The following is a 25,652-nucleotide window of genomic DNA, read 5'->3' on the forward strand; positions in this document are numbered from 1 at the left end:
ATGCGACCTGGGCTTGAAGATGCGCATTATCGTTGGATCTGTGATCCAAATTATTTAAACGGGACGGAAATCCTACTACACATTACAGATGTTGAACAATAACCAGTGGAGGAACGTGAATGCGATTTGTAAACGGAACTGCTTTAAGCAGGCCTAAGTTAAATAGCCCCGACAGCCGTGAAAATACTTTTTGATGCACTCGGTTACGTGTTTAGGGCTGCTTTCACAAAAAGATTGTAACAAATGGCGGGACTGAAGATAATAGGAGCACGGCTACTGCGCTTCAAATAAATTACCTCGGGAAAGTGAAGCTAAAACCTAAAGCAAGTGCCTGACTTTTCTGTACTTTCAAGTCCATATCTCTATCGTATAAAACTACGCCAGTTAACGATACGTTCATGAAACGGTTGACCTTTGCGGTTGCTACCATATCCAAACGATGATCGATATGGCCAAAATTATCGTAAGGAATGAACATGTTGTACTTTGCCTTAAGAATGGTGTTTTTAACAATCTCCTTTTCGAAGTTGCTCACAATCTGAAAAGCCAGTTCGTTTCTCACTTTTTTTCCCGGATCAACACCAAACCTGTTGGTATTTTCGCTAAGCACAAAAGTTTGGCGGGCGGTACCGGTACCAATACGGGTAGAGAAAACTTTACTAGGCTTATACTCAAAACCCAATGATTCGGTTAAGTAACCAGGGGCCATAAACATCGAAATTAGTTTAGCCTGCTCGTTGCCCTGCGCATCTTTCGAATAAGAAAAACCTTTATCAAACTGCGATTCGAAACTCAACGAGGCGAAGAAATACCAGTTTTTGGATAACTGTACTGCAGCTTTATTATCCCAGTAAATACGGTCGTTGGTTTTCTTTTGTAGCTGGCCCTTATTTTTCACTTTGCCATATTGCATAATTACCTCGGTAGTATAGCTATAGCTTTCTTTGCTATATTCTGCCTTGTAGTTAAGGAGGCCACCCAAAGCAATAGAATTAACACCACCACCTTTCCAGTTATCGCTAAATGATGCCTGGTTAGCATTAATGCCAATGGTAGCCTTGGTTTTCCAGTAGTTAATTTTGGCTTGCACCAAAGCTGGTTTAAGTTCAACAGGCTCAAAATTTACAACGCCAATTCTAGAAGGAAGCGGATTTCTTTTCAACTTTATTTCCATATCCTTTAAAGAAAACGGAATGGTATCTATCTCTTGGGCGAAAGAATGCGTATAAAAAGCTGCAGCGGCAAAAAAAGTGAGTAATAATCGCTTCATTTTCATACAAAATAACGTAAAAAAAATGTAAAATGTTAAGCCTGTTTCAGAAAATTATCAAAAACAAGGGAGGTTAGTTCAGCAGCTTTAACCAAGCAAAGCGTTTGCGATGACTAAGGTAATTTAAGTTCTTTTCGTTAACGTAGGCCTCTTTTTCAAATATGATGTGGTAGTAGGCCTTTTGATGGTAAGCGTATTTGATGAGGTTAAATACGTAGTTAACTACATAAAATAAGTAGAAAGGAACAATCAACAATTCTAGCTGTTGCTGATGGTGAATTTTTTCGTGATTAACTAGCACAACATCATCCTGATAAGCCTTTTTCTTAATTAAAATAAAAGGATAAATGGCCATTGCGGCCGCAGGTAATTGGGGCACTACAATAAAATAGGGCATTACAATTGATCAATAGTTAACTTAGGGAGCGTTGGCAGCCTAAACATAGCAGGGTTACGCTTGTAGGAAGCATAACTGTTTTTAACAAATTGAATAAATTGATATTCGGAAGCAGTTAATACAAATTGGTACGTTGGCCTGTACTGTGTCATGAAATCTTGCAGGTTTTCATTTTTAATATCCACTAAGGCACGTACATAATCCGGGCGGAAACGGTAATCAATCACTTGCTCTTTGTAATCCTTTTCGAGTATTTTTTGCAACTGACGGGCATTTTTACCTTCTCTACTTAGCAAATTATAAATGGCATCAATTCCCAAGCCAACACCGCCTGGCCCTAAGTTGAGCAAATCTTTACTGCTGCCTTTGTCCAGTTTATATTTGTACTCGTCCAATTTGGACTTGTAAAGTTCTTGCGGTGTTTTGGCTTTGCCGTAAATGCTTACTTCCTTTAAACGAATGCCCAAGGAACGCAACTGAAAAACAATGGCGCTTTGCCCCCGGTAAACAACCGTATCCATTGCATGACCACTTAATGCAGCAAATAGTGTGTCGCCAGGCTTTACATTGGCTACAAATTCACCCTTGGTATTGTTGTAAAAGCCTTCGTCAATAGAAGAGTTGTAGATGTAAACTTTTGCTAAGCGTAGTTTGGTATCTTTATCAACAACAAAACCCTGCACTGCCTTTTGCTGTGCAAAGCTTATCATTGCGTTTAAAACCAATATACTTAACAGTAAAATTCTCATTGCCAACAAAGCTACAATATAAAATATTTTGCGCTTAAGCCCTTAACATTATTTAACTACTAATAGTTTTTGCCCAATTTTAATGTTGTTGTCGCTAAGTTGGTTTAGTGCTTTAAGTTCATCAACTGTTATTTTGTAAAGCTGACTGATCTTATAAAGCGTATCACCTTGTTGAACGGTGTAGAATTTTCCATTTTCTAAGTCCTTTGGCGGGTCTTTTGGCGCTACTGGAACTGGCGTATATAGCTTTTTCTCGTTAGGGATATTGGCGTTAATTTCCTTGAAAACTTTATCCTCCCTTGCCAATTTCTCTCGTTCACTTTCTGTTTGATCGTATTGGTATAGTTGGTATTTTTCGATGAGGTTGATGAGCAAATCTGGGTATTTTGGATTGGTAGCGTAACCTGCATTTTTTAATCCAAGTGCCCAATTGCGGTAATCGTTTTTATCCAACTCAAAAAGAGCGGCATAGCGCTTGCGTTTTAAAAATTCCGAATGGTCTTTGTAAGATTCTCGGGGATCTTTGTACACCCGAAAGCAGTCGTTTTTCTGATCATCATCCTTATAATAAGCCTTGCCTTTCCAATCTGATGTACATTTAATGCCAAAATGGTTATTAGCGTATTGTGCCAAATCGCTGCTGCCGCTGCCTGATTCTAAAATGCCTTGCGCCAAGGTAATGCTGGCTGGTATCCCGTATTTGTTCATTTCCTCAATAGCGATTCCCTTGAAAGCATCTATGTACGAAAGTGTGGTGTAAGATATTGGATTAGGGTTATCTTTCTTTGCCGTTTTCTCAATTTGTTTATTGTTTTTGGCATACTGCCGAGTTTTACAAGAGCTAAAAAAAGCAATTGAAATTATGAAACAAAGAAGTGATTTGTAATTACTCATATTGGCATTAAAGTTTTAATTTTTGCCCCGGCTTAACGGCATCGGTTTTAAGGCCGTTTTTACTTTTTATAGCTTTAACCGTTGTATGATTTCTTTTGGCAATGATACCTAAATTATCGCCATTTTTAACGGTATAAGTTTTACTGGTTTTCTTTTTAGTTCGATAAACTGGCGCAGGATCTGCAGGTTCTATGTAATCTTCTGGGCGGTTATCATACTGAAACAGTTCGTATTTACGTATAAGCGCAATAATTTGCGACGACCAACTTCTGCTGCGGGCATATCCTCCTCGTTGTATTCCCCTAGCCCAGTTTTTAAAATCATATTGGTCGTATTTTTCAAAAAGTACATTGAAATAAGAGCGGCTTTTCAAAAAACTAATGAAGTGCGTGTAAGAAGAGTCGACACTTGGAAAATCTTTATAGGCCGAGCGAATTTCGGTATTACTGTTTTTACCCTTAATGCCAAAATGATTATTGAGATAGCGGGCAATTTTACTTTGGCCTGCGGCCGATTCGTGTATGGCAACTCCTAAAATAATGCTTGCCGGAATATGGTGTTCGTCCGCTAAGCGTTGCGCAACATCGGCATAAGTTTCAATGTACTCCTCGGTGCTTTGCGCTACAACACAAAAATAGTTGGTTACAAGAACAAGGATGAGCAAAAGTTTTTTCATGCTATGAAATTTAATTCGGGCCCACTGAAATCCCACAAACGTAAAGTTAATTCAACTTGCTGAGGATGTTTGCCTTGGAAAAATACCTTGGGCAGGGTGGGCTTTATTTTTTTCTAATTACAAACAGACCGTCCCTTACCGGTAAAATCAATTTTTCTACCCTTTGGTCTGCATTTATTTTATCGTTAAATGAACTGATATTTTTCGTGTCTTTATCTTGAGCGTTTTTTACAATTTTACCGCTCCAAAGTACATTGTCGACAATAATTAAGCCTCCCGTACGCACCTGATCAAATATTAAATCATAATAGGTGCCATTGTTCTTTTTGTCGGCATCAATAAAAACCAAATCAAAAGTTTCCTTAATATTTTTAATGCTCTCTTGAGCATCGCCAATAATGTAGTTGATTTTTGAATTTAAAGGCGATTTGGCAAAATTTTCCCTCACCATATCTTCCAATTCGGCGTTGATATCCAAGGTGTAAATGGTACCGTTGGCACTTAGTCCTTCGGCTAAACATAAGGTTGCGTAGCCGGTAAAGGTGCCAATTTCTAAAATATTTTGAGGCGAAATCATTTTGCTGAGCATACTCAACACACGCCCCTGATAGTGTCCGCTTAGCATACGGGGCATTAAAACTTTTAAGTTGGTCTCTCTATCGATATGTTGCAAAAGTTCGTCTTCAGGTTCGCAATATTGCAAGAGAAGTTGTTGTAATTCTTCGCTAATCATTGTGCTTATAAACGGTTTTGTTCCATAAAATATTGCAGAATTATTGTGGCCGATATGGTGTCGACCCTTTCTTTGTCTCGTCTGTCGCTTTTTTTGAGCCCACTTTGCATGATGGTTGCATGTGCCATTTTAGAGGTAAATCTTTCATCGACCCAATGCTGCGGAACGCCAGGGAAGTTTTTTTTCAATAGCGTAGAAAATCCCTTTACGTGCTGGTAACTGTCGGAGGGTGTACCGTCCATTTGTTTTGGTTCGCCTAGCACAAATGCGTCAACGGGTTCAGTTGATACATATTTTTTGATGAAATCGATAATATCCTTTGGGTGGATGGTGTCTAAGCCGGTTGCAATGATTTGCAAAGGATCAGTAACGGCAATACCAATTCTTTTGGTGCCATAATCGAAAGCCATGATACGTGCCATGCAGCAAAGATAGGGTTTTTAAAATTGGTGGGTTAGCGCCCTTTTTGCTCGTGGGGTATATGTCCCAAAGGGAGGCAAAAGCAGTAGCGTAACTTGAACCTTGCTTTTTATAGCATTACCTTTTGTTATTTAAACCCGATTGAAGCGGAAATACTTTTTTTATTGAAGCCGACAATTAAGCATTGTGTGCTGTGAATTATCCTTGGGCAAATACAGCATGACAAGAAGTTTAAAAAGATTTTAGCGGAAAGCGGGATTGACATAAATAGTAGCGGTGTAGCTGCTTTTCCAAAATGAAAAAATATTTTTGCAACACGATGCAACGTTTTAAAAATCTCGTTGTCTTTTGATTAGAACGCTTAGAGCACGTTACAAATTTGGAAACTGTTTACATAGACAAGCATGCTGATTTAGTGGCCGAATGCCGTAAGGGAAGCCGCAAAGCACAATTTGAAATTTACAAATTGTATGCTACTGCTATGTACAATGTGGCGCTACGCATTGTTAATGATGATGCCGAGGCGGAGGACGTTTTGCAAGAGGCATTTTTAGATGCCTTTAACAGGATGGCTGATTTTAGACAGGAAACAACTTTTGGCCTGTGGTTAAAACAAATCGTAATTAATAGGTCTATCAATTATTTGCGCAAGCGTAAAATGGAAACCGTTAGCGTTGATGAGGTTGATGTTGCCGATGAGCAGGAGCCAGATTTGGAAGAGGCGCATTTAAAAGTGGAAGCCATAAGAAGTGCAATGGCAGAATTGCCAGATGGTTACCGAGTGGTGCTGAGCTTATATCTTTTTGAGGGCTACGACCATGAAGAAATTGCACATATATTGAAAATTACAGAAAATACATCGCGAACGCAGTATATGAGAGCGAAAAGAAAGTTAAATAGTTTATTGGTAACGAAAGGAGTAGCAAGATGAAAAATAAATTAGAGGGGTTTGTAAAAGATCACAAAAAAGAATTTGAAGCTAAAGGCCCATCAGATTTGTTGTGGGGCAAAATAGCAGCTGAATTAGATAAGAAACAACAAAAAAAAACGATTAGCATGTATCAATGGATGAGTATTGCTGCCATGTTGATTTTAACTGTGGGCATTTATTTTGGTTACCAGTACAAAAAAACAAGTGCTGAAATTATGGTTGCTGATATTAACCCAAAATTGGGCAAAACAGAAGTGAAGTTTACCAGCTTAATTGAAGAGAAACGAGATAGCTTGCAGGTACTTTCGCAAACAAACCCTGAATTGTACCAAAAGTTTATGAGTGATTTGGCCAAGCTGGATCAGGACTATCAGGAGTTGAAACAGCAGCTACAAACCAGTCCAAATAAAGCATTGGTGGGCAAGGCTATGATGAAAAATCTGGAAATCCAGTTTCAAATGATTAGCCAACAATTAAACATTATCAATCAAGTCAATCAATATAAAAAAGAGGAGAACTCTATTTAATCGCCTTATTTCTTTCGACGTCGGTAATAATGGAAATTGAAGCGAGTGGCTCCGCCAATTAATTAAACAAAATGAAAACAATTATATGCAGCATATCGGCCTTTTTTGGGCTAGTTATGCAAGTAAACGCACAAGTGGGCAATTTGCCTTCGCCACCACAACCTGCTGTGCCGCAAGTACAGGCTTACAGCAATACGAGTACTACCGTAACTACACATAGTAAACAAACCACCGATGGCAAAACGGTGTATGATACCCGTAGTTATAGCACTTCTGGAACGCAGCAAGATCAATATGATGATCCGCAGAAGACCAAGGCGTTCTCTAAATCGTTTGCTTTGGGAAAGGGAGATAAAGTGAGCGTTTCTAACATCTATGGAAATATCATTGTTAAAACCTGGGATAAAAACGAGGTGAAACTGGATGCGGATATCAGAGCATTTGCCAATACGGAGGATGAAGCGCAAAAACTCATCGACAATGTGACGATCACTACAACAAAAAATGATGATGAAGCGGTTTTCAAAACGCAAATGGAAGATCGTAATGGCAACTGGGGAAATGGGAGCAGAAATGGAAGAAGATGGCGCAGGGAAGTGAAAATTTTTATGACGCTTTACCTTCCAGCAAACGTGGCGCTTACGGCTACTCAACAGTATGGCAACCTAGAAATCCCCGATTTTTCGGGACCAACTGCGCTTAAGGTGCAATACGGTAAGCTCATTACTGGAGATTTAAAAAATGCAAACAACTTTATTTCTGCACAGTACACCAGTGTTGATTTGAAAGATGTGAATAAAGCAACCATCAAACAACAATACGGCAGCGGTTTAAGTATTGCTTCCATAGGAGATTTAAACCTAACGGCTCAATACGCCACCGTACGCATTGGAAACATTAGGGGTAATGCCAACATTAGGCAGCAGTACGGAAGTGGATTAAGCATATCATCTGTAGATAACTTAGACTTAGACGCTCAATATGCTTCTGTTAAAATTGGAACTATTAAAGGCGATGCCGGAATTAAAGTACAATATGGTAGTGGTTTAACCATTGAACAAGTGGGGAATTTAAGCTTGACTTCGCAATATGTTGCTGTTAGAGTAGGTAAATTGATGGGCAATTTTACTGCCAAATCACAGTATGGTGGACGGTTAACCGTCGATCAGGTTGCTGCTAGTAGTAAAATTGTGAATTTAGACACAGAATATATCACCGTAACCTTGGGCTTTGCTGCTAACTACGGAGGGAATTTTAATACAAACGTGAGTTATTCTAGCTTTAAAGCTGGTGAAAATATCACGGCTAGGAAAGTGGGAGATGATGATGACCGTAATTATAGTTCGACCAAAGAGTACACGGGAAGTGTTGGCAGGGGCGGAGCATCAAATGTAAGGGTTAATGCCAGGTACGGCTCTGTAACTTTCAGGGTGATTTAGAAGCGGCTTGCGTTTAAGATGAAATTTGAAAGCGCATTACTTACGAATGATAAACCTAGCAAGTAGCATAATTCTTTTTATAATGAACTCACGTTAATTCATGAATGGTGCAAGAAAAAATCAAACTTATGCACCATTCATGAATTTTGTTTTTATCAAAGCACAATTAATTCTTTGGAAAAGCGGCTTTTTGAGGATAGATCTCTTTAAAAACAGTTTTAATGGTGTCGTTTGCTAAGGCCTGATTGTAGAAATACACTTCGTTATTGATGCCCAGGCTGCGATTAATTTGTACTTGCTGTTTTAGCAGTTCCGGCGTCATCTTGATATTTCCGCCCTCCATTAAAATGATACCCGTTGCAAATAATTGGTTTGGATTGTTCTGCTTTACGATGGTATTGGCTTCAGTTACCGTTGCTTTATAGGCATCGGCATTGTACCTGTAACATTGTACCACTAGCAAATCGCAGTACTTATTTTTAATCCAATTAGGCCAATCTTGCATCAAATTTTCCTTGCTCCAGGGAAATGGATTAGGCGCAAAACTTACCATCACATTTTTGTTTTGTGCTTTTACACTTTTATATAATTTACCGGCAAAGTCATTCAGGATATCCAATCTCCAATTTACCCAAGCGATATTGTTAAAGTCATTGGGCGGAGCTGAGCCAGCATGTTCTTTTTTGTATTTGGCAACGGTAAACTCATCGTAGCCTGAGTTTTTAGGCATTGCAGGTAACCGATCATCTCCTTGTATCCCATCCACATCAGGGTACAGGCTGATACCTTCTTTTATGAGTTCCAACAAATACTGTTGCACCTCAGGATGGTAAGCGTTAAAATAATAATCTTTTTGGTGATAATTGGCAGGCTTTCCATCGTTGCCGAGGGCTAAAAATTTTGGATTGTTAGCTAGCAGCGGATGGTTTGAGGTCATTTCCTTGATATCTCCCATAAAACCATATTCGTACCAAAAAAATACCTTAATGCCTTTTTGATGAGCCAAAACAATCAAATCTTTTACCGGATCGTTTGTTGGCGAATTGTACTTGCCAATGTAAGGCTGTAGGAGCGAAGTAGAATCTAAGGGTTGTTTACCGGTATATTTTTGAAGTACCTTGCTTTTGTAAATGGTCTTCGACTCGGCATAAGACACCAAGTAAATGGCGTTAAAGTTGAGTTCGTCCAGTAAGCCCACAAAATTTTTAATTTGCTGATAACTGTGCATTACTTTGGTGTACTTAGGTGCTGGCACCCAAACACCCCTAATGGCTTGTGGCGTTTCTGAAGCAATGCAGCAGGAATGAGCAAAAATTAAAACGGCAAATACGAAAAATCTCATGCAAATAATTAAACTAAACTACTATTGATTATAAGTTTCAAAAAAGGTAGGAAACTTTTTAACGCCTTCAAAAAACCAAAAGCTTTCTCCCACAATTCCCTCGGCCCGGTTGGCATCTATCATTTGTTTGAAGAAATCATCGGTTGGATTGTAAGTGCCGTTTTGTATCAGCACTCCTGGGTAAAATTTAGACTTATGCTGCGGTTTAACGTAGGTTAATTGTTGCTTTAAAGTTGATTTGTAAGCTGCAATATCATAACGATAATGCTGAGGGATTACCAAGTCGGCGTAGCCTTTATCCAACCAATTTGGCCAATCTTGCAGGTATTCATCTTTTGCCCAAGGGTGTACGCTTGGCGCTACCGTAACCATTACTTTAGGTTTTTTGGCTTTAACTTGTTGATAAAGCTTGCCTAAAAAAGTGGTCAATAAATCGGCTCTCCAGTTTACCCACTCTGTGTTTTTATAGTCGCTCGGTGGGTTAGCTCCCGAGTGTTGCGCCTTATACAAATTCACAGTGTAATCATCATATCCACCAGTTGAGGGTAAAGCAGGAAGACGATCATCGCCTTGCACACCATCAACGTCATATTTTTCAACCACTTCTAATACCAACGATGAAATAAAATCCTGTACTTCGGGCATAAATGCGTTCATCCATTCGAAGCCATTTTTGGTCAGTAAATTACCATTGCTATCTTTTGCAGCCCATTGTGGCTTAGTTTGGAGGATGAGGCCACCGTTCTGATTATTAGAAGCTGCGAAGCCATACTCGAACCAAGCGTGTACTTTTATGCCAGCCTTATGGCCTTCCTCAACCATTTCCTGAAGTGGGTCTCTGCCCTGAAATTTTGAAGCTATCTTCGCATTTTCACCAAATAGATTGGCCATTACTGTACTTGGATAAAGTGTGCGGCCTTGGTTCCAAACCACCACAAAAATATTATTGATACCGCTTTTTTTGCAGGTAGCAACCGCTTCCTGAATGTTTGCTCTTGAATCAAGCGCTGTACTAGCCACATTGGTAATCCAAGTTCCGGCAAAATGCGGATCTGATTTTGTTTTAGTAGGAGGTAAGGAAGCTTCATTTTTTTTACAAGCACAACTTACCAAAGTTATAATTGCCACAAGGGCGATAGTTGATTTCTTTAACATCTTTTTCTTAATATCCATTCCCGTTGATATTTACTGTCTCTCCGCCTTTCAATAATTCTGCTTCGGATGCTATAATGCTGAAATAATTAGTTGCAGGGCATCTCATATCCGTTAAGCGGCCACTATGCGCTGGCACTTTAATGGTTTTACCCTCGTAACTTCTCAGCAGATATGTTTCCAACCACTTTGAATTTTCTACTTTAGCTTTAGTTACTTGTGCAGGTTTACCTTCGTTGCTTACCTGATCTATTGCATTTACTCGTTTAAACTCGCCAATGGATCCTGGTCTGTAGCCGTCTGCATCAAACTCTTTTTCAAATTTTTTGCCTGCTCCTTCCACGGTAAACTTTAATTTTCCGTTAGCTACAATTTCAACGGACATGGTTACTTCTTCCTCCGGATACCAGTAATATGCCGGTTGTGCCGGAGCATTTTCGTAGGCAGCAGCTTGCCCGCCAGAATGCGAAGTGCGTCTTAAAAAAGGTCTGAAAGCTTTGCGCTCAGTGCTTACCGCACCGTTCTCTATCACTACTTCCCAAGTTAAGCCTATGTCTGTTTCTTGTCCGCCCATGCTGCCTCCCATATAAACCGAAGGATTATCCAAATATTGGCCGGGCTTAGCGGGATTATTGCGTGTTGGGTCAAAAGTAATTTTTGGTAATGTTACCCTACCGCCAATGCCCAACCAAACATCTTTACTTGATACCATTTTGCGGTAATAGGCACCGTTAAAGCAAGGTTTGGTTTTGTCAGGTCTAATTTCGCTTTTGAAGAAAGTATTAATTGGATCGGTTTCTGTTTCGTTTTTTTCAGGTGTTTTATCCTCTTTTCCACAAGCCAATAGCGCTAAAACTAAACAAGCATTAACAAATTTAAACATGGTTAACTTTTTCATTTTTAAAAATTTAATAAATGGGGACAAAGCGCTAACCTTGTCCCCATTAGTTTTATTGTTCCAACTTATAAAGCTGCATACCAATGTTGGTGCATGCAAAAACAGCATGTAGCTTTCCATTCACTTTAGCGATATCAACGTCCATTGTAACGTTTGCATTTGCTGCGGTAGAAGGCATTAACACATTCATAATTGGATTTTGCACCGAAGTAGTTTTGTTATCGGTAATATCTGCCAAACGGAAATAAGCGCCTTTTCCAGATGAATACACTACAAAGCCTAAGTAAATTCTGTTATCGAGTTTATAAATTTTACAATCAGAAGCGGATAGTCCAGAGGTTTTTCCTAGCTCATCCATAGTGCTGCCCAAAGCAATGATACCGTTGAAATTAGTTCCGGTAGCGGCACCAATGAAGCCTGGAGTTCCAATTGGCATTGGCTCAATGCTGTAGTAGAAACCAGTTGCTGCGTAAGGGAAGGCATATTTGGTAGGTGTTGGATTTAGTACGCCAGCAGTTACCGTCCAAACGAAAACATCTGTGCTTTGCGCCCTGGCTACCGTGATGATGGCATTTCCATCTAAGCTACCTGATACGTTAATACCTGCTGCCCTAAATGCCGTAGTACCTAAACCTAAACTCGCTGAAGAGTAAGTAATGTATGGCACCGGGGCCGCTGTTACGTTATCCCATTTGTAGATGGTTTGATCAACGGTAGTTAAACCTAAAGAAACCGCTAATATTACTCCTTTACTGTCCGTAGCTACTTTACGCAAGCTATTAGCTATTACTACGCCGGTTTTATTTAGCACACCAACTTGGTTACCTGCTAAGTCGTAATAATTTGGACCTACTACAGTTGGTGCTGTTGCCGAATAATTGGCTACCACAATATTGCTTCCACTAAAAGCGATACCAACTAAGTCGTTTGCAGGGTATCCAAAGGCAGCATAATCTTTAGAAAATACCGGTTTTAACGAAAGTTGAGGCACGCCAATGGTAAATTGTTTTTCGATACCATCAGAGCCGGTAATTTTTACTTTCTCAGCTAAAGTTAACAAATTCAGGTTGGTGCCTGTAAAGCTAGGATCTATCCTGTTTCCAAAACCTGCAGCAATGGTTACGGTAGCTTTTGAAAAATCGGTAATTCCTTTTACGTAAGGAATGATGGTACTTGGCGCTACAAAAACAACCGAATCAGTAGCGATACCGTTGATGGTCATAGAGCGTACCGAAGCTGGACCAACTTGCTCAGTAGTGATGATAAAATCATAACTGTAAATGGTTTCGCCATCAGCTCCTTTAACTTTGAAGGTTTTTTGGGTGCTGTAGTCGGCAGCCTGGCCGTTTGTAAAATCAACCAAAGTACCGTTTACAAAATCCATTGTTACTTTTAAATTAGTAAGGTTGGTGTTTTTTGGTACCTGCACAATTAAGGAAGTACTGCTAAAGTGTACATCAGCTTTTGGAATGTTTAACCCTTCGATGATAAATGTTGATAACAAAGGGGGAGACTGGATTTTAAGCACAGTGTTGATGTCTTCTCCATTTGATCCTTTTAAGCTGAGGTTAAGCGGTTTGCGTACATCTCTAATTTGATTGTTTTCAAAGTCGATAACTTCACCATTGGCTACTAAAACCTGCAATTTAACTTTTGACAAGTCCCTGCCCGCCGGCACCACCACACTAGCTACGTTAGCATTGTAGCTTGGCGTAAAAAGCTCGTTGTTGATTTTTACGCCAACAATTTTTGCCGCTTCGTAACTTCTGTCAAGTTCGTCTTTCTTTTTACAGCTGGCAAAAATTACCACCAGTAACAGTATAAACTGGATGGTTTTAAATTTCATATTCTTCATACTTTCAATTCTTGATTTGAATAATACCATCGTTATTGGCCATAGCCTGGATTTTGTCCTAGCCAAGGCGCTTTATTGAGTTCGGTTTGAGGGACAGGCCATACATAGAACCTATCTTCCCATTTACGGTTTCTATCTCTGGTACGTAATTTTGCCGCGTAAGCTTGATAGCTGGCAACGTCATTTAAATCACGCTCTGAACCTGCACCACCAAAGGAAGGAACCATATCCGGTGTTACTTGGTCGTATCCGTTAGGATAAACTTTTGTGGTGGTATTTACACCTGTTGCTAAAGGATAGCCGTAAGTTGGTTCCGCATTTTGGATCGCTCCCAATCTCCAACGACGCATATCAAAAAAGTACAACTGTTCTTTTGCCAATTCTACTTTACGCTCTCTGCGTACAATTTGGCGCATTTTGTCTTGGTTTCCAGCTCTTGATGGATCAGCCACTAAAATAGAAGGCATGCCCACCCTTGCTCTAACTTGATCAATTGCATTTACGACAGTAGCATCCAATTCGCCCAATTCAATTTTAGCTTCGGCGTAAGTCAGTAAAATTTCTGCATAACGCATTAGCAAAATGTTGTAGGTAGGCAAGGCAGTACTTTCATCATCAAAATGATTGTATTTTCTCCAAGCAAAGCCAACACCGCTTTGTACATATCCAAATTGTGCAACTGAGCCGGCATAGTCTAAGTTGTCTACCAACCTTGCATTTCCTTGCGCATCAAACGATTTAGTTTGTGGATTGTAGATTTCCATTAAAAACTTCAGCTTGTTGCTTCCTGTGTTGCCAATAATGGTATCGCCTTGCGTATAAATGGTGTATTTTAAACGAGGGTCGCGGTTAATGAACGGCGTTTTAGGGTTGTAACCAGATCCTGCCTCATCAATACGTTTTCCGTTGCTGGTTTCGTAGGTATCTACTAGTTGTTGTGTAGGGAACCTGCCGCTTTGACCAATCATACGTACTTGCTCACCCAACGACATGTAGTGGGAGTTTTTATCGCCAAAATCAGAGAACATCATAAACATCATGGTTTCTCTTTTGGTATCGGCTTTAAGCTGCCCTGCTCTGGTAAATAAATCATTGTAGTTAGTGGCTAAACCTCTACCGCTTTCGTCCATAATCCTTTTGGCTGCGGTAGCTGCAATTCTGAAAAACTCCGTAGCTTTTTGAGGATCTTTAACGGCATCTTTACCAAAACCAAATTTGTTCCACGATGCAGCATATAAGGCAATACGAGCTTTTAGGCCCAAGGCAACCGATTTATCTACGCGGCCCCATTCAGTAGCAATCCAAGGCAGGTTGGTGGCTGCATCATCTAAATCAGCAATGATGGAAGTAACAGCAGTTTGCCAAGGCGTACGCCCAACGTTTTGTAGCTGTGCCTCAGTTACCGGATCGGTAAAGTAAGGGATATCGCCAAAAAGACTGATTAATTGGATGTTGTAGTGCGCTCTAAGCACCCTAACTTCTGATACGTATTGTTTTGCTTTATCGTTAAGCTCGCTATAGTAAGGCTGCGCACCGCTAATTACCGAGTTACAACGAGCCACCGAAGTGTAAAGGTTGGCCCAAGTAAGCTCTTGTGCATAGTTGGTTCTTAGGTCAACACTGCCTACGCCAATACTTGCATTATCGGCTCTTTCGATACCAAAAGGGGTGTACATATCCCATAGTATTGACAATGGAATGTTGCTACTGCCACCATGGTTCATTTTTAATAATTGATAACAGCCGTTAGCCCCTTGTTTAATGGCGCCTTCGTTATTATAAAAGTTGGATGATAAGTAGTCGCTTAGCGGTTCTCTATCCAAATAATCTTTTTTACAACCAGATACCGATACTAATGCGGCTACTCCTAAAATGGCGAAACTGGTTTTCATGATCTTATTTTTCATTTTTAATTAGGTCTAAGATTAAAAGCTAAGGTTAAGTCCGAAAGTGTAAGTTTGCATGATAGGGTAGAACTCTCCACCAACTGATCCGCCATAGCTTACCTCAGGATCATATCCATCGTAGAAATTGCTTATTGTGAATAGATTTTGTGCACTAACATATAATCTTAAACTCGATAATTTGAGTTTTTGGGCAGTAGCTTTAGGGAGCGTATAGCCCAACACCACATTCTTTAATCTGGTGTAGTTGGCGTTTCTCACCCATTTATCTGATTTAACAAAGTTATCGTTCGAGTTAGCCTCGGGAACTAAAATAGGATAAGCCGCATTAGGATTTTCTGGAGTCCAGTAATCCAATTGGTGCCTAAACAAGTTAGCGCCGTTAGCAAATGGTTTTAAACCTACGCCGCTTAAAAATGCCGAACGTTGTCCAATACCTTGGATGAAAGCGGTAAAATCGAAGTTTTTCCATCCGGCGGTTAAGGTAACGCCGTATTCGTAATGAGGGAAAGGATCGCCTAGATAAACGATATCTCTAGAATCGAGCAATAAAGGATCAACACCTGGTCCGCTGTAGATTTTTTTGTATTTAACGAAGCCCGGACGAGCTGAACCACTCAATTTTGGCGAGTTGGCTACGTCTTCCCAGCTTTGGAAATAACCATCTGATAAATAACCCCAAACACCACCATTTGGATAGCCCTCTACCTGCGTACGGTCTTGAGAGTTTTGTCCTCTTAGGTCGGTAATTTTATTGCGGTTATCGTTAAGCGAAACGGTTATGCCGTAATTGAAATCGTTGATTTTGTTTTTGTAGCCCAAGGCAATTTCCCAGCCTTTGTTTTCCATACTGCCTGCATTAGAAAATGCTGGTTGCATCCCTGCATAGTACGGAAGCGGGAATCTCAACAACATGTCCTCAATTCGTTTTACGTAATAATCTGCAGTTAAAGTCAATTTATCTTTAAACATCGCCACGTCAATACCTACATCAAATTGTTTTGATGTTTCCCAGCTGATGTTGCTGTTTGATAAAGCTACCTGCGCTACCCCTGTAGCCAATTCTTTGCCATCTCCTAAGTAATAGCCATAGCCGGTGTTAACGGTAGCGGCATAAGGGTAGTTACCAATATCTTGGTTACCCAGTAAACCATAAGAAACTCTCAATTTTAATTGGTCGATGAACTTTTGGGTTTTAGCCATAAAGCTTTCTTGAGATACCACCCATCCAGCAGATACTGAAGGGAAGAAGCCCCAACGGTTATCGCTGGTAAATCTTGATGAGCCATCATACCTTCCGTTTACCTCTAGCAAATATTTTTGAGCGTAGTTGTAGTTAAGCCTTGCATAGCCCGACATCATCGCCCACTCGGTAGCACCACCACCTGAAGTTGCTGATGCGCCATCGCCATTGCTTAAGTAATAACGGCCGAGTTCAAAACCGTTTTTCGCACCAAAAAATGAGGTGAAAGTGTTGTCTTCTGCCTGATAACCAACTAATAATTTAGCGAAATGCTTGTTAACGGTTTTCTCGTAAGATGTTTGTAAACGGTAGAAATTTCTGATCGTTTGGTTCCAGCTTTCAGTTAAATCATCCTGAGCCGGATAATTACCTAACACATTACCTTTTAACGAAACAGTATATGGTTTGATTAGGCTTCGGCCTCTACCAGTTACTGTCCTGTAAGAGTACTGACCCAAAACTTCAAAACCAGCAATTGGTGTTAAGGTTAAAGTTCCATTAACAATGGTTTCGGTACCTTTTGACTTTTGCTCGCCGCTATCATAAGCTTGTGCGGTTGGGTTATCGCCATTTTTTCCATAGCCCCAATTTCCATCAAGCTCACGAGCTGCGGATAAAGTTGGCAACATGTAAAGTGCTTTGTTGATAATGCTTTTTGGCGTATTAACCCCTGGCGCAAGTGTGTTCGATTCTCTCAAGCTAGTATTTAATGAAAACTTAGCCCAGCTCAACAAATTGGCGTCTGCATTAAGTAAAAGGTTGGTGCGTTTGTAATTGTTGTTTACAATTAAACCATCCTGACCAAGGAAAGATCCCGAACCAAAGAAAGAGATTTTATCTCCGCCGCCACTTATGGTTACGTTATGATTGTGCATAAACGCATTGTCTTTGATGGTTTCTGCTTTCCAGTCGGTGTCGTAACGGTTCCAGTTATCTGGCTGTAAGGTGCGCTGTTGTTCAATTAACTTAAGCTGTTGTTCACGCTGTGTTGGTGATACCGAAACGCCAGCATTGTCCAATGAATTTAGCTCCGCTTGAAGGTATTCCCATGCAGAAACTGGATCAGGGAGATTGGTTGGCCTTTGTAAGGTGGTGTAACCCGCGTAAGTGGTTTTCACATCGCCTTTTTTTCCTCTTTTGGTAGTAATTAAAATCACGCCATTGGAAGCCCTCGATCCATAAATTGAAGCAGAGGCCGCATCTTTCAATACGGATACAGACTCTACAACATTCATATCCACCTGGTTGATATCGGTCTCAATTCCATCTACCAATACCAATGGGAAAGTAGTTGAGTTGATAGATCCAATACCACGGATACGGATGTTTGACCCATCAGCACCCGGTTGCCCAGAAGTTTGTTGAATGGTAACACCCGCCATTTTTCCTTGTAACGCGGTTGATAACGAAGCTACGGCACGTTGGCCTATTTCCTCGCCGCTTAGCGCAGAAACAGAACCTGTTAAGGTCGCTTTTTTCTGTTTTGCATAACCTACAACCACCATTTCATCCAATGAGGTTGAGGCCGCATCCAATACAAGGTTAAGGTTAGTTTGATTGCTATAGCTAATGGTTTTGCTTACATACCCGATGTAAGAAAATGTAATGGTGTTTCCCTGTGATACAGGAATTTGAAACTGTCCATTTTGATCGGTAATTACAACTTGCTTAGTGTTGTTGTTGATTACGCTAACGCCCGGTAAGGGACTAGCATTGTCAGAAACCTTACCTTTTAGGGTGGTTTGTGCATATAAGCATGTTGAACTTACCGCAATTAGAAATAAAATTAAGGTCAAAGCTCTTTTCATACAGTACTACATTTTTGTTTGGTTTGGTTAGATAATTTTAAGTGCTTCATTTTTTGTTATTGATTCAGTTCTCTTTTGAAGGATTTGAGACAGGCCAGTCGGCTTTTTCTTTGCCGTAATTGTAATTTGGCTTGCTTCCCATTACATAAATGAGCTCGCCGCCTTCCATAATTTGTTGGTATTTGATATAGGTTTTGGTGTAAGCTTTTCCATTCAGTTTTACTGATTGGATAAATTTGTTTTTAGCGCTGTTATATTGAGCAGTTATTTTAAACTTTTTACCATTGTTAAGGTTGATTTCTACCTCATCCGCCAAAGGCGATCCAAAAACAAACAGCCCGTTAACCGGATTTACTGGATAAAAACCTAATGCCGAAAAGATGTACCAAGCAGACATTTGCCCACAATCTTCGTTGCCAATTAGGCCATCAGGGGAAGCCTTGTAAAACTGATTACAAACCTGGCGCACCTTTTCTGCGGTTTTCCACTGCTGGCCAACAAAAGGATACAAATAAGAAATGTGGTGACTTGGTTCGTTGCCGTGGGCAAATTGACCAATCATGCCGGTAATGTCTATGGATGCTCCTTCGTTTAAAGCAGAGCTCACGGTAAATAAGCTATCAAGTTTTTTAGTGAAAGGCGCTTTTCCGCCAAATAAGCCCACTAACCCTTCTACGTCCTGAGGCACCAACCAAGTGTATTGCCAAGCATTGCCCTCTACATAATCATCCTCTAGGTGTAAGCTGTGGTAAGGGTTAAAGTTTGCACGCCACTGGCCGTTAGCCAATTTCCCTCTCATGAAACCACTTTGCTTATCGAAATATTGTTGGTAGCCTTTAGCAAGCTTCGCGTATTTTTCTGCTTCGGCTTTGTAGCCTAAATCTTTAGCTAATTTTGCAATGGCATCATAGTCTATGGCGTACTCTAATCCCTTTGCTACCGACCAAACTTCTTGGTCTGCAGGAATGTAGCCTCGCTCCCGTAGGGCTTTTAAACCGTTTTGATCGTATTGGTCGAAATCTTTAACGGCATTCCATAATTTTTCTTTGTCGATGTTGAAGCCTTTCAGGTAGGCATCTATCACCACTGGAATGCTGTGCACACCAACCATACAATCGGTTTCGTTGCCTGCCAGGTGCCATACCGGCATGCGTTTTTGCTGACTGTTAATTTGCAGTAAGGTATTAGCATAACTGGAAACAGCGGTATCTGTTAAGGTGTACAATGGGTGTACCGCCCTGTAGGTGTCCCATAAAGAAAATACGCTGTAAGTGTTGCTGTTGGATGAATAAACTTTTCCGTCGGCACCTCGGTATTTTCCGTCAGCATCACTAAATAAGGAAGGTGAAATTTGAGTGTGATAAAGTGCCGTATAGAATTTCACTTTGGTAAGTGAATCTTTCGACTTGAAATTGAAGCTTGCTAAAGATGAATTCCAGCGTGAGGTAGCTTCGTTTTTGATTGCAGCAAAATCCCAGCTTTTAATTTCCGATTTCAAATTTAAGGCAGCACCATCTGTAGAGGTATAAGAAATACCCGTTTTAATCGACAATGGCTTGCCGTCATTTTTAAAGGATAGCAGACTAACCGCTCCTTCGGTGCTAGTAGCCGTTTTGCCACCATCGGTAGTTTGGCCTTTAAGTAGGCTTTTGCTAACAATTGGCTTAGAAAAAACACTAACAAAATACACTTTATGGTCGCGGGCCCATTCATCCGAACTCCTAAAACCAGCAACGGTGGTGTCGTTAATAATAGTTAATGACGAGCCTGTAGTTCCTTTTCGAGCCATTAACGATTGTACACTCTCGGCCAGGTTGATCACTACGTTTGCTGCACTGTCTTTAGGGTAGCTGTATGTTTGAAAACTGCATCTTTCCGTAGCAGTTAATTCTACTTTGATATTATACCTATTTAAGTTAACTGAATAATAACCCGGGCTAACTTTTTGATTTTTTTTATTAAATGTGCTGTAGTAAAATCTTGCAGTGCGGGTAGTGTCGGTAGCGCTTGGCTGTTTGAAATTTCCGGTAGGCATAAATAACACGTCGCCCAAATCGGCAATGCCGGTACCGCTTAAATGAGTTTGGGCAAAGCCGATAATTGTCGTATCGGAATCATGGTAGCCAGAGCACCAATCCCAGCCTTTGCTAAGGTTGTTGGGGCCTACTTGCACCATGCCGTGAGGAACAGAAGCGCCCACAAAAACATGTCCATGGCCTCCAGAGCCAATTAGTGGGTCTACAAAGCGTGCGTTGTCGTCCGCAGTGGAACCCGCTTGGTTTTTACATCCCAAAAGACTAATGATTGGCGCAAGCAACAGCAAAAAATACAGGCTGCTTTTTGTGCTTCGTCGAATATTTAAATACGAACACTTCATAGTTTCGCTTTTGGTTATGTAATATTCAATTGACCTGGGAGCGTGGAGAAAGGAAAATTGATAGGGTTTAATTTTAAGCAAGATATTATTTTTTTTTAATAAAAATCTATACTTTTTTATTTTTTTTAAAAATAGGACAAGACACACGAATTCTTTTTAATTTCTGTAATCTTAAATAACTGGTACTAATGATTTCTCCAACGTGCAATACACTTGGTAAAGCGCCCTTGGTATGTGGAAGCATCCTTTCCATTTTCCGCCTTTGGCAGCTAACGAAACCTCGCCCCTTCGATTTAAATAACCGTACCACTCTCCGCCATTTTCAGCATCTCTAAAGTTATTCCATGTGTAATGGTGTAATTTTTCAAACCAAGTGGCGCACTTTTCATTTTGAGTTAGTGCGTAGCCCTTAGCCATGGTTACCAAGGCCTCCACATGTACCCACCACAGTTTTTGGTCCCATTCCAATTGTTGCACAGGGTGCCCTTTGATATCTTTGAAGTAAAGAATGCCATCATATTGATTATCCCAGCCAAACTCAAGCGCATTAAATGCAATGTCAAGCGCTTTGTTGATTAGTACGGTATCGTTTTTTCGAACTGCCAAATCCATGATAAACCACATGGCCTCGATAATATGCCCTGGGTTAACCACACGGCCTTCAAAGGAATCGGAAAAACTACCGTCATGGTGTACGTTCTCTAAAATCAATCCCGACTGCGGCTGGTAAAATACCGACATCACTTCGTGTAGTACTTCGTCAATTAAACCGTTAATGGTAGATTTATCTAGCAAATGCTCCAGCTCCATAGAAAGGTTGCACAAGATCATCGGTAACGAAAAGTTTTTCAATTCCCTAGTGCCTGGAAAGCCTTTAGTATACTTGCCTTTTGGATTGTTTCTTCTCTCCAAAATTCGGTTGAAAGTGGTTAAAGCAATATCCGCATCTTCATTACTATTGTTGATTTTGCAAAGCGCACCGAATCCCATGGCGGCAAAACAGTCGGAGAATATGTTGTATGGCTGCACTAGCGGCTTGCCTCTTTTGGTGAACGAGAAGTACCAATCTCCATTGGCATCTCTGCCGTGTTTTCTCATAAATGAAGCACCTAACTCAGCTATATCTTTCCACTCTTGTTTAGCCTCCACTTTGTCAAAAAGCATGGAATAGGTCCAAATTTGACGACCTTGCAGCCAAGCAAATTTATCGGTATCGTAAACTTTCCCTTGGGCATCCAAGCAGGTAAAATAGCCGCCGGCATCATGGTCTAAAGAGTTTTTGCTCCAAAACGGGATAATCTCATTTAGGAGTTCATTTTTGTATATATCTATGTACTTGTTCATGTTATAAATTCTTAGCGTATTCTTGGTATCTATTGTAAAGATGGTGGGCTTGTATGTAGGCAGACTGAGGGCTCATAAAGTGAGAAAACTCAAAAGTGATTGCTTTATCATAACCCGCTTTTCTGGCTGCTTCTAACTTAAGGCGTAGTTTTTCAAACTTGATGGGCAAAAATTTGATCGGCATATCACGATCGAAACTTTCAGCGTTAGTCCAGCATTGCAAACCAAATCTATCGGCCATTTTTTTGTTGATTTCGAAGAAGTCCTGCAATTCGTGATAGTCTACATGGCCATCCTGAAAAGCCACAGCATCAATAGAGCCTTTTAAGCCTGAGAAAATCTCCGACCACTCGTCTTCATGTTCTTTTAAGGATACGGCATTTTCTTTGGTTAAGCTCGCTTCGGCAGCCATTACCGCTTTTTTACCATCAATCCAAGGGGAAATAAAAGTTGGTAGGCCACTACTTACGCCCTTGCATTGCAGGCCAAGCGTGTTAAAGGCTTCGGTAGCGCCCTTGGTTCTTCTGCTGATTTCCATACTGAGGTACCAACCGCCAAAGCTTTGATAGTGGCCGTATTTAGCCCACACTTCGTCAATTACATATCGGTTAGCATCAATTTCATGCTGTAAATTTCCCGTGTCCCAATAATGGCCGCTATCATACAGGCCAAAATAGAACTTCATGCCATGTTCATCAGCTAGCTGCAAATACAGCTCCACCAAATCAATCGGCGGCTCGTAACAACCAAATTTGTTTTGTAGGTAAACCGATGGGTAAGTGATGAACCTGCGGTAGCCACTTCTGATCAGGATTACCGTGTCAATTCCCATAGCCTTCATGTGTGCGAAGTCTTTGGCCCACTCTTCCCGTCCCCAGTTTTGGTGCGGAATGTCATGAGAAATCTCATCAATAAAAGTTCCCGTTATTCTCATTCTTTTCTTTTTATTTATGTTGATGAAGGTTATCGAACCCCGTTTTACAAATACTTTTTATCCTTTAAAAAATTAACCCAATCAATGTACGCCGAAGCTTTAAGGTGGATACCATCCATCGTAAATGCTGGTTTCAGCACTCCGTTTTCATCCTGAAAAAGCGGACAAATATCAACGTAGGGAATACCCTCTTCCTGAGCCAGTTTTTCCAGCTTTTGGTTCAATGCTGGCACACGTATGTTTTTACCTTTGGTGTATGGTTCTGTAGTAAGTGTTTCGTTAATGGGCAGTGCGCTCTCTAAGTAAATCTTGGTTTTTGGCGATGCCTGCTTTATCTTTCTAATGATGCGGCGATAATTATAGATACTCACATCGTGTGGCAAATTCCTGAACTGATCATTAATGCCATCCATTAAATAAATGGCTTTGGGCTTGGCTTTCACTATTTCATCCATGCGGGCCAAAATCCCAAAGGAATTGTCGCCACCTATACCTCTGTTAATGATGGGATATTTACTGTCAGCTAAAATCTCTTGCCATTCGCCCCGTTCGGTAATGCTGTTGCCTAAAAAAACGATGGCGTTTTCTGGAATGGGCGTTTTAGCAAAATACTCCATGCGCTGTAGGTAATACCAGTTGGCGTAATTGCTATCTATTTTCACGCTTTGCGCTTGGGCTACGCTAAAAATAGCAGTTGCAATGAGAAGGAAGCTTAAACCCCTTGCCACGCAATAACGCGTTGATTTTTTTTCCTGTGAATTCTGTTTCATGCTTACATCACCTTTTTTCGTTTCAATTCCTCAGCCCAAAGCACGTAGCTGGCCTGGCGCAAATGCAGTCCGTCAATACTTAATTCCTTTTTGAGGCTTCCACTTTCATCTGCCAAAGCTGGGTGAATGTTTAGGTAGCTTACATTCATAGTCTTACAAAGTGCTTCCAGTTGCTGGTTTAACGCATTAATTTTGGCATTTTTAACCTTGGCGTAAATGTCTGGCAACATGGCTTCGTTTACAGGAAGCAGGCTTTGCATGTAAAGTTTCGTTTTTGGCGATTGCGTTTTTACCATCAGGATCATACGCTTCAAATTGGCTAAAATCACCTCGTTGGGTGTACCCCTTTTCATATCGTTAATTCCTGCTAGGATAAAAATCTTGGCAGGTTTAGAGGCCAGAACTTCATCCAAGCGAGCTAAAATGCCGTAAGTAACATCACCACTAATTCCCCTGTTAATTACATGAGGGTTTTGAAAAATCTCCTGCCATTTACCGCCCTCAGTTAAGCTATTGCCTACAAAGACGATTTCTCCCTTTCGGTTAGGCATCTTTCTGAAAAAATCCAGTCGCTGCGTGTAATGCCCATTTAAGTAGCTACTATCTATAGCAGTGGTTTCCTGCGCATTCAATTGCTGTGTTGCAAGTAGGAGCAAAAAAGCAAATAAAAACCTAAGCTTCTCCATTAATTCCTTCCGTTAAATTGTCGTCTTCTACTTTTTTCAAAGGCACTATCCAAGTTGCAATGAAAGCCGGAATGGTAGCAATAAGCACCCAAATGAAGAAGTCTTTGTAACCTAAATGATCACTGATGGGGCCACTAATCATACTCGCCAAAGTGTAGCCAAAATAGGTGATAGCGCTGCCAAAAGCATAATGCGCCATTTGATATTTTCCGGGGGCAATCTGTTGCATGATGAATAAAATAATACCAATGAACCCAAAGCCATAACCGAAATGTTCAACCGCTACGGCACTACCAATAATGAACAGATTACTGGTTTGTGTAAAAGCCAAATAAGCGTAGGTAATAAAGGGCAGGTTAAAAAAAGCGCACAGCATCAGCAACGTTTGGCGGTTTAAACCTTTGTTAGAAACGAAGTAGCCTGCGGCTAAGGAGCCTAAAACAAAAGCAATGGTACCATAAATTCCGGTAAGCATGCCTAAGGTGGCCTCGCTTAATCCTAAACCGCCAACAGCTTTTTCTGCTTTAAAAAACAAGGGCATAATTTTAATGGCCTGTCCTTCCGCAAAGCGATATAAAACAATGAATAAAATGCCAAACCAAATGTGCTTTTTCCTAAAAAAGGAAGTAATTACATCACTTAACGTTTGCCAAACCTGTGCGCTAGTTTGTACTTGTACTTGCGTTTGGGTTTGCGGCAAAAACTTTCTGTTGTACAAGCCCAGCAAGAACATTACTGCGGCATAAATCAACAAAATAGTGGCCCAAGCTTTGGTATTTCCATAAAGCGGAATAAGCATGCCAACCAAAAATACCATGCCTCCATTGGAAAATAGCTTCGCAAAATTGTAAAAAGTGCCTTGCCAACCTACGTATTGCGCCTGCTGCTTATTACTTAACGATTGTAGGTATAAGCCATCTGCGGCAATATCCTGCGTAGCACCTAAAAACGCGATAAGCAGAAAAACCACCACTGAAGCAGCAAAGAAATTACTTAAAAACAGTAAACCAGCCGCAATGGCAAATAGCACACCGCAAAGGATTTGTGAACCATAAATGTAAAACTTCTTGGTTTTGTAAAGCTCCATAAACGGGCCCCAAAGTGGTTTAAAGCTCCATGGTAAAATAATGATACCTGTATAAACCGTAATTTCGGTATCGGAAAAGCCCATGTTTTTATAAAGAAGCGATAATAGCGTTCCTCCTAATACCAAATTGGGCAAACCCATTGCAAACCAAGTACTTGGAATCCAGAAAATAGGGTTAAGAGATTTATTTGTAGTTTGGCTCACGGTATGTTAGTT

22 protein-coding genes are annotated in these 25,652 nt (G+C 40.6%); 3 read left to right on the forward strand and 19 right to left on the reverse strand.

The features are described 5' to 3' along the window. Window positions 1-292: 292 nt before the first annotated feature. The 7 genes from DUT68_RS10800 to ruvX form a co-directional block, all read right to left on the reverse strand. Complete coding sequence (locus DUT68_RS10800; RefSeq protein ID WP_113638432.1) at window positions 293-1,270, reverse strand: DUF3078 domain-containing protein; 978 nt, start codon at window positions 1,268-1,270, stop codon at window positions 293-295. Between the two features lie 73 nt (window positions 1,271-1,343). Next, window positions 1,344-1,667, reverse strand: a complete 324-nt coding sequence (locus tag DUT68_RS10805) for a hypothetical protein (protein ID WP_113638213.1) — start codon at window positions 1,665-1,667, stop codon at window positions 1,344-1,346. Beyond that, window positions 1,667-2,416, reverse strand: a complete 750-nt coding sequence (locus tag DUT68_RS10810; protein ID WP_113638214.1) for a hypothetical protein — start codon at window positions 2,414-2,416, stop codon at window positions 1,667-1,669. Before DUT68_RS10810 ends, DUT68_RS10805 begins: the two co-directional genes overlap by 1 nt. A gap of 48 nt (window positions 2,417-2,464) precedes the next feature. Next, window positions 2,465-3,310, reverse strand: coding sequence for a glucosaminidase domain-containing protein (locus DUT68_RS10815; protein ID WP_113638215.1), 846 nt, complete (start codon window positions 3,308-3,310; stop codon window positions 2,465-2,467). Window positions 3,311-3,317: 7 nt separating this feature from the next. Beyond that, window positions 3,318-3,986 carry a glucosaminidase domain and LysM peptidoglycan-binding domain-containing protein gene (locus tag DUT68_RS10820; protein ID WP_113638216.1) on the reverse strand — a complete coding sequence of 223 codons (669 nt, stop codon included), beginning with the start codon at window positions 3,984-3,986 and terminating at the stop codon, window positions 3,318-3,320. A 103-nt stretch (window positions 3,987-4,089) separates the two neighbouring features. Then, window positions 4,090-4,719 carry an O-methyltransferase gene (locus DUT68_RS10825; protein WP_113638217.1) on the reverse strand — a complete coding sequence of 210 codons (630 nt, stop codon included), beginning with the start codon at window positions 4,717-4,719 and terminating at the stop codon, window positions 4,090-4,092. Window positions 4,720-4,724: 5 nt separating this feature from the next. Continuing rightward, a complete protein-coding gene (gene ruvX, locus DUT68_RS10830) occupies window positions 4,725-5,141 on the reverse strand; it encodes a Holliday junction resolvase RuvX (protein WP_113638218.1) in 417 nt (138 codons plus the stop codon). 377 nt (window positions 5,142-5,518) lie between these two features. Here ruvX and DUT68_RS10835 point away from each other — a divergent pair, with 377 nt between their 5' ends. The 3 genes from DUT68_RS10835 to DUT68_RS10845 all read left to right on the forward strand — a co-directional run bounded on the left by DUT68_RS10835 (window position 5,519) and on the right by DUT68_RS10845 (window position 8,036). After that, on the forward strand, window positions 5,519-6,070 hold the full coding sequence (locus tag DUT68_RS10835; RefSeq protein WP_113638219.1) for an RNA polymerase sigma factor: 552 nt from the start codon (window positions 5,519-5,521) through the stop codon (window positions 6,068-6,070). Then, the gene (locus DUT68_RS10840) at window positions 6,067-6,597 is read left to right on the forward strand and encodes a hypothetical protein (RefSeq protein ID WP_113638220.1); all 531 of its coding nucleotides are present in this window, start codon (window positions 6,067-6,069) and stop codon (window positions 6,595-6,597) included. The genes DUT68_RS10835 and DUT68_RS10840 overlap by 4 nt, the downstream gene beginning before the upstream one ends. 71 nt (window positions 6,598-6,668) lie before the next feature. Continuing rightward, complete coding sequence (locus tag DUT68_RS10845) at window positions 6,669-8,036, forward strand: hypothetical protein (RefSeq protein ID WP_157960841.1); 1,368 nt, start codon at window positions 6,669-6,671, stop codon at window positions 8,034-8,036. Between the two features lie 166 nt (window positions 8,037-8,202). On the opposite strand, the gene DUT68_RS10850 is transcribed toward DUT68_RS10845, so the two are convergent. The 12 genes from DUT68_RS10850 to DUT68_RS10905 all read right to left on the reverse strand — a co-directional run bounded on the left by DUT68_RS10850 (window position 8,203) and on the right by DUT68_RS10905 (window position 25,640). Beyond that, entirely contained in the window at window positions 8,203-9,378 is a 1,176-nt protein-coding gene (locus DUT68_RS10850; RefSeq protein WP_113638222.1) for a glycoside hydrolase family 10 protein, read from the reverse strand. Window positions 9,379-9,399: 21 nt separating this feature from the next. Next, window positions 9,400-10,551 carry a glycoside hydrolase family 10 protein gene (locus DUT68_RS10855; protein ID WP_198659573.1) on the reverse strand — a complete coding sequence of 384 codons (1,152 nt, stop codon included), beginning with the start codon at window positions 10,549-10,551 and terminating at the stop codon, window positions 9,400-9,402. After that, entirely contained in the window at window positions 10,541-11,428 is an 888-nt protein-coding gene (locus DUT68_RS10860; RefSeq protein ID WP_198659574.1) for a hypothetical protein, read from the reverse strand. The genes DUT68_RS10855 and DUT68_RS10860 overlap by 11 nt, the downstream gene beginning before the upstream one ends. Window positions 11,429-11,480: 52 nt before the next feature. Then, on the reverse strand, window positions 11,481-13,283 hold the full coding sequence (locus tag DUT68_RS10865) for a DUF5018 domain-containing protein (protein ID WP_157960842.1): 1,803 nt from the start codon (window positions 13,281-13,283) through the stop codon (window positions 11,481-11,483). A 32-nt stretch (window positions 13,284-13,315) separates the two neighbouring features. Beyond that, window positions 13,316-15,190, reverse strand: coding sequence for a RagB/SusD family nutrient uptake outer membrane protein (locus tag DUT68_RS10870; RefSeq protein WP_113638224.1), 1,875 nt, complete (start codon window positions 15,188-15,190; stop codon window positions 13,316-13,318). An 18-nt stretch (window positions 15,191-15,208) separates the two neighbouring features. Further along, window positions 15,209-18,238 (reverse strand): SusC/RagA family TonB-linked outer membrane protein, encoded by a 3,030-nt coding sequence (locus tag DUT68_RS10875; protein ID WP_113638225.1) that lies wholly within the window; start codon window positions 18,236-18,238, stop codon window positions 15,209-15,211. Window positions 18,239-18,302: 64 nt separating this feature from the next. Further along, on the reverse strand, window positions 18,303-20,615 hold the full coding sequence (locus DUT68_RS10880) for a GH92 family glycosyl hydrolase (protein ID WP_113638226.1): 2,313 nt from the start codon (window positions 20,613-20,615) through the stop codon (window positions 18,303-18,305). 171 nt (window positions 20,616-20,786) lie between these two features. Next, window positions 20,787-21,959, reverse strand: a complete 1,173-nt coding sequence (locus tag DUT68_RS10885) for a n-acyl-d-glucosamine 2-epimerase (protein ID WP_113638227.1) — start codon at window positions 21,957-21,959, stop codon at window positions 20,787-20,789. 1 nt (window position 21,960) lies between these two features. Next, window positions 21,961-22,893 (reverse strand): DUF4434 domain-containing protein, encoded by a 933-nt coding sequence (locus DUT68_RS10890; RefSeq protein ID WP_113638228.1) that lies wholly within the window; start codon window positions 22,891-22,893, stop codon window positions 21,961-21,963. Window positions 22,894-22,937: 44 nt separating this feature from the next. Next, window positions 22,938-23,663, reverse strand: a complete 726-nt coding sequence (locus DUT68_RS10895) for a GDSL-type esterase/lipase family protein (protein ID WP_113638229.1) — start codon at window positions 23,661-23,663, stop codon at window positions 22,938-22,940. A gap of 2 nt (window positions 23,664-23,665) precedes the next feature. Next, a complete protein-coding gene (locus DUT68_RS10900; RefSeq protein WP_113638230.1) occupies window positions 23,666-24,349 on the reverse strand; it encodes a GDSL-type esterase/lipase family protein in 684 nt (227 codons plus the stop codon). Beyond that, window positions 24,336-25,640, reverse strand: a complete 1,305-nt coding sequence (locus tag DUT68_RS10905; protein ID WP_237088316.1) for an MFS transporter — start codon at window positions 25,638-25,640, stop codon at window positions 24,336-24,338. The genes DUT68_RS10900 and DUT68_RS10905 overlap by 14 nt, the downstream gene beginning before the upstream one ends. Between the last annotated feature and the right edge of the window lie 12 nt (window positions 25,641-25,652).

Origin of the sequence: Pedobacter zeaxanthinifaciens (assembly GCF_003313335.1) — a bacterium.
Lineage (GTDB): Bacteria > Bacteroidota > Bacteroidia > Sphingobacteriales > Sphingobacteriaceae > Pedobacter > Pedobacter zeaxanthinifaciens.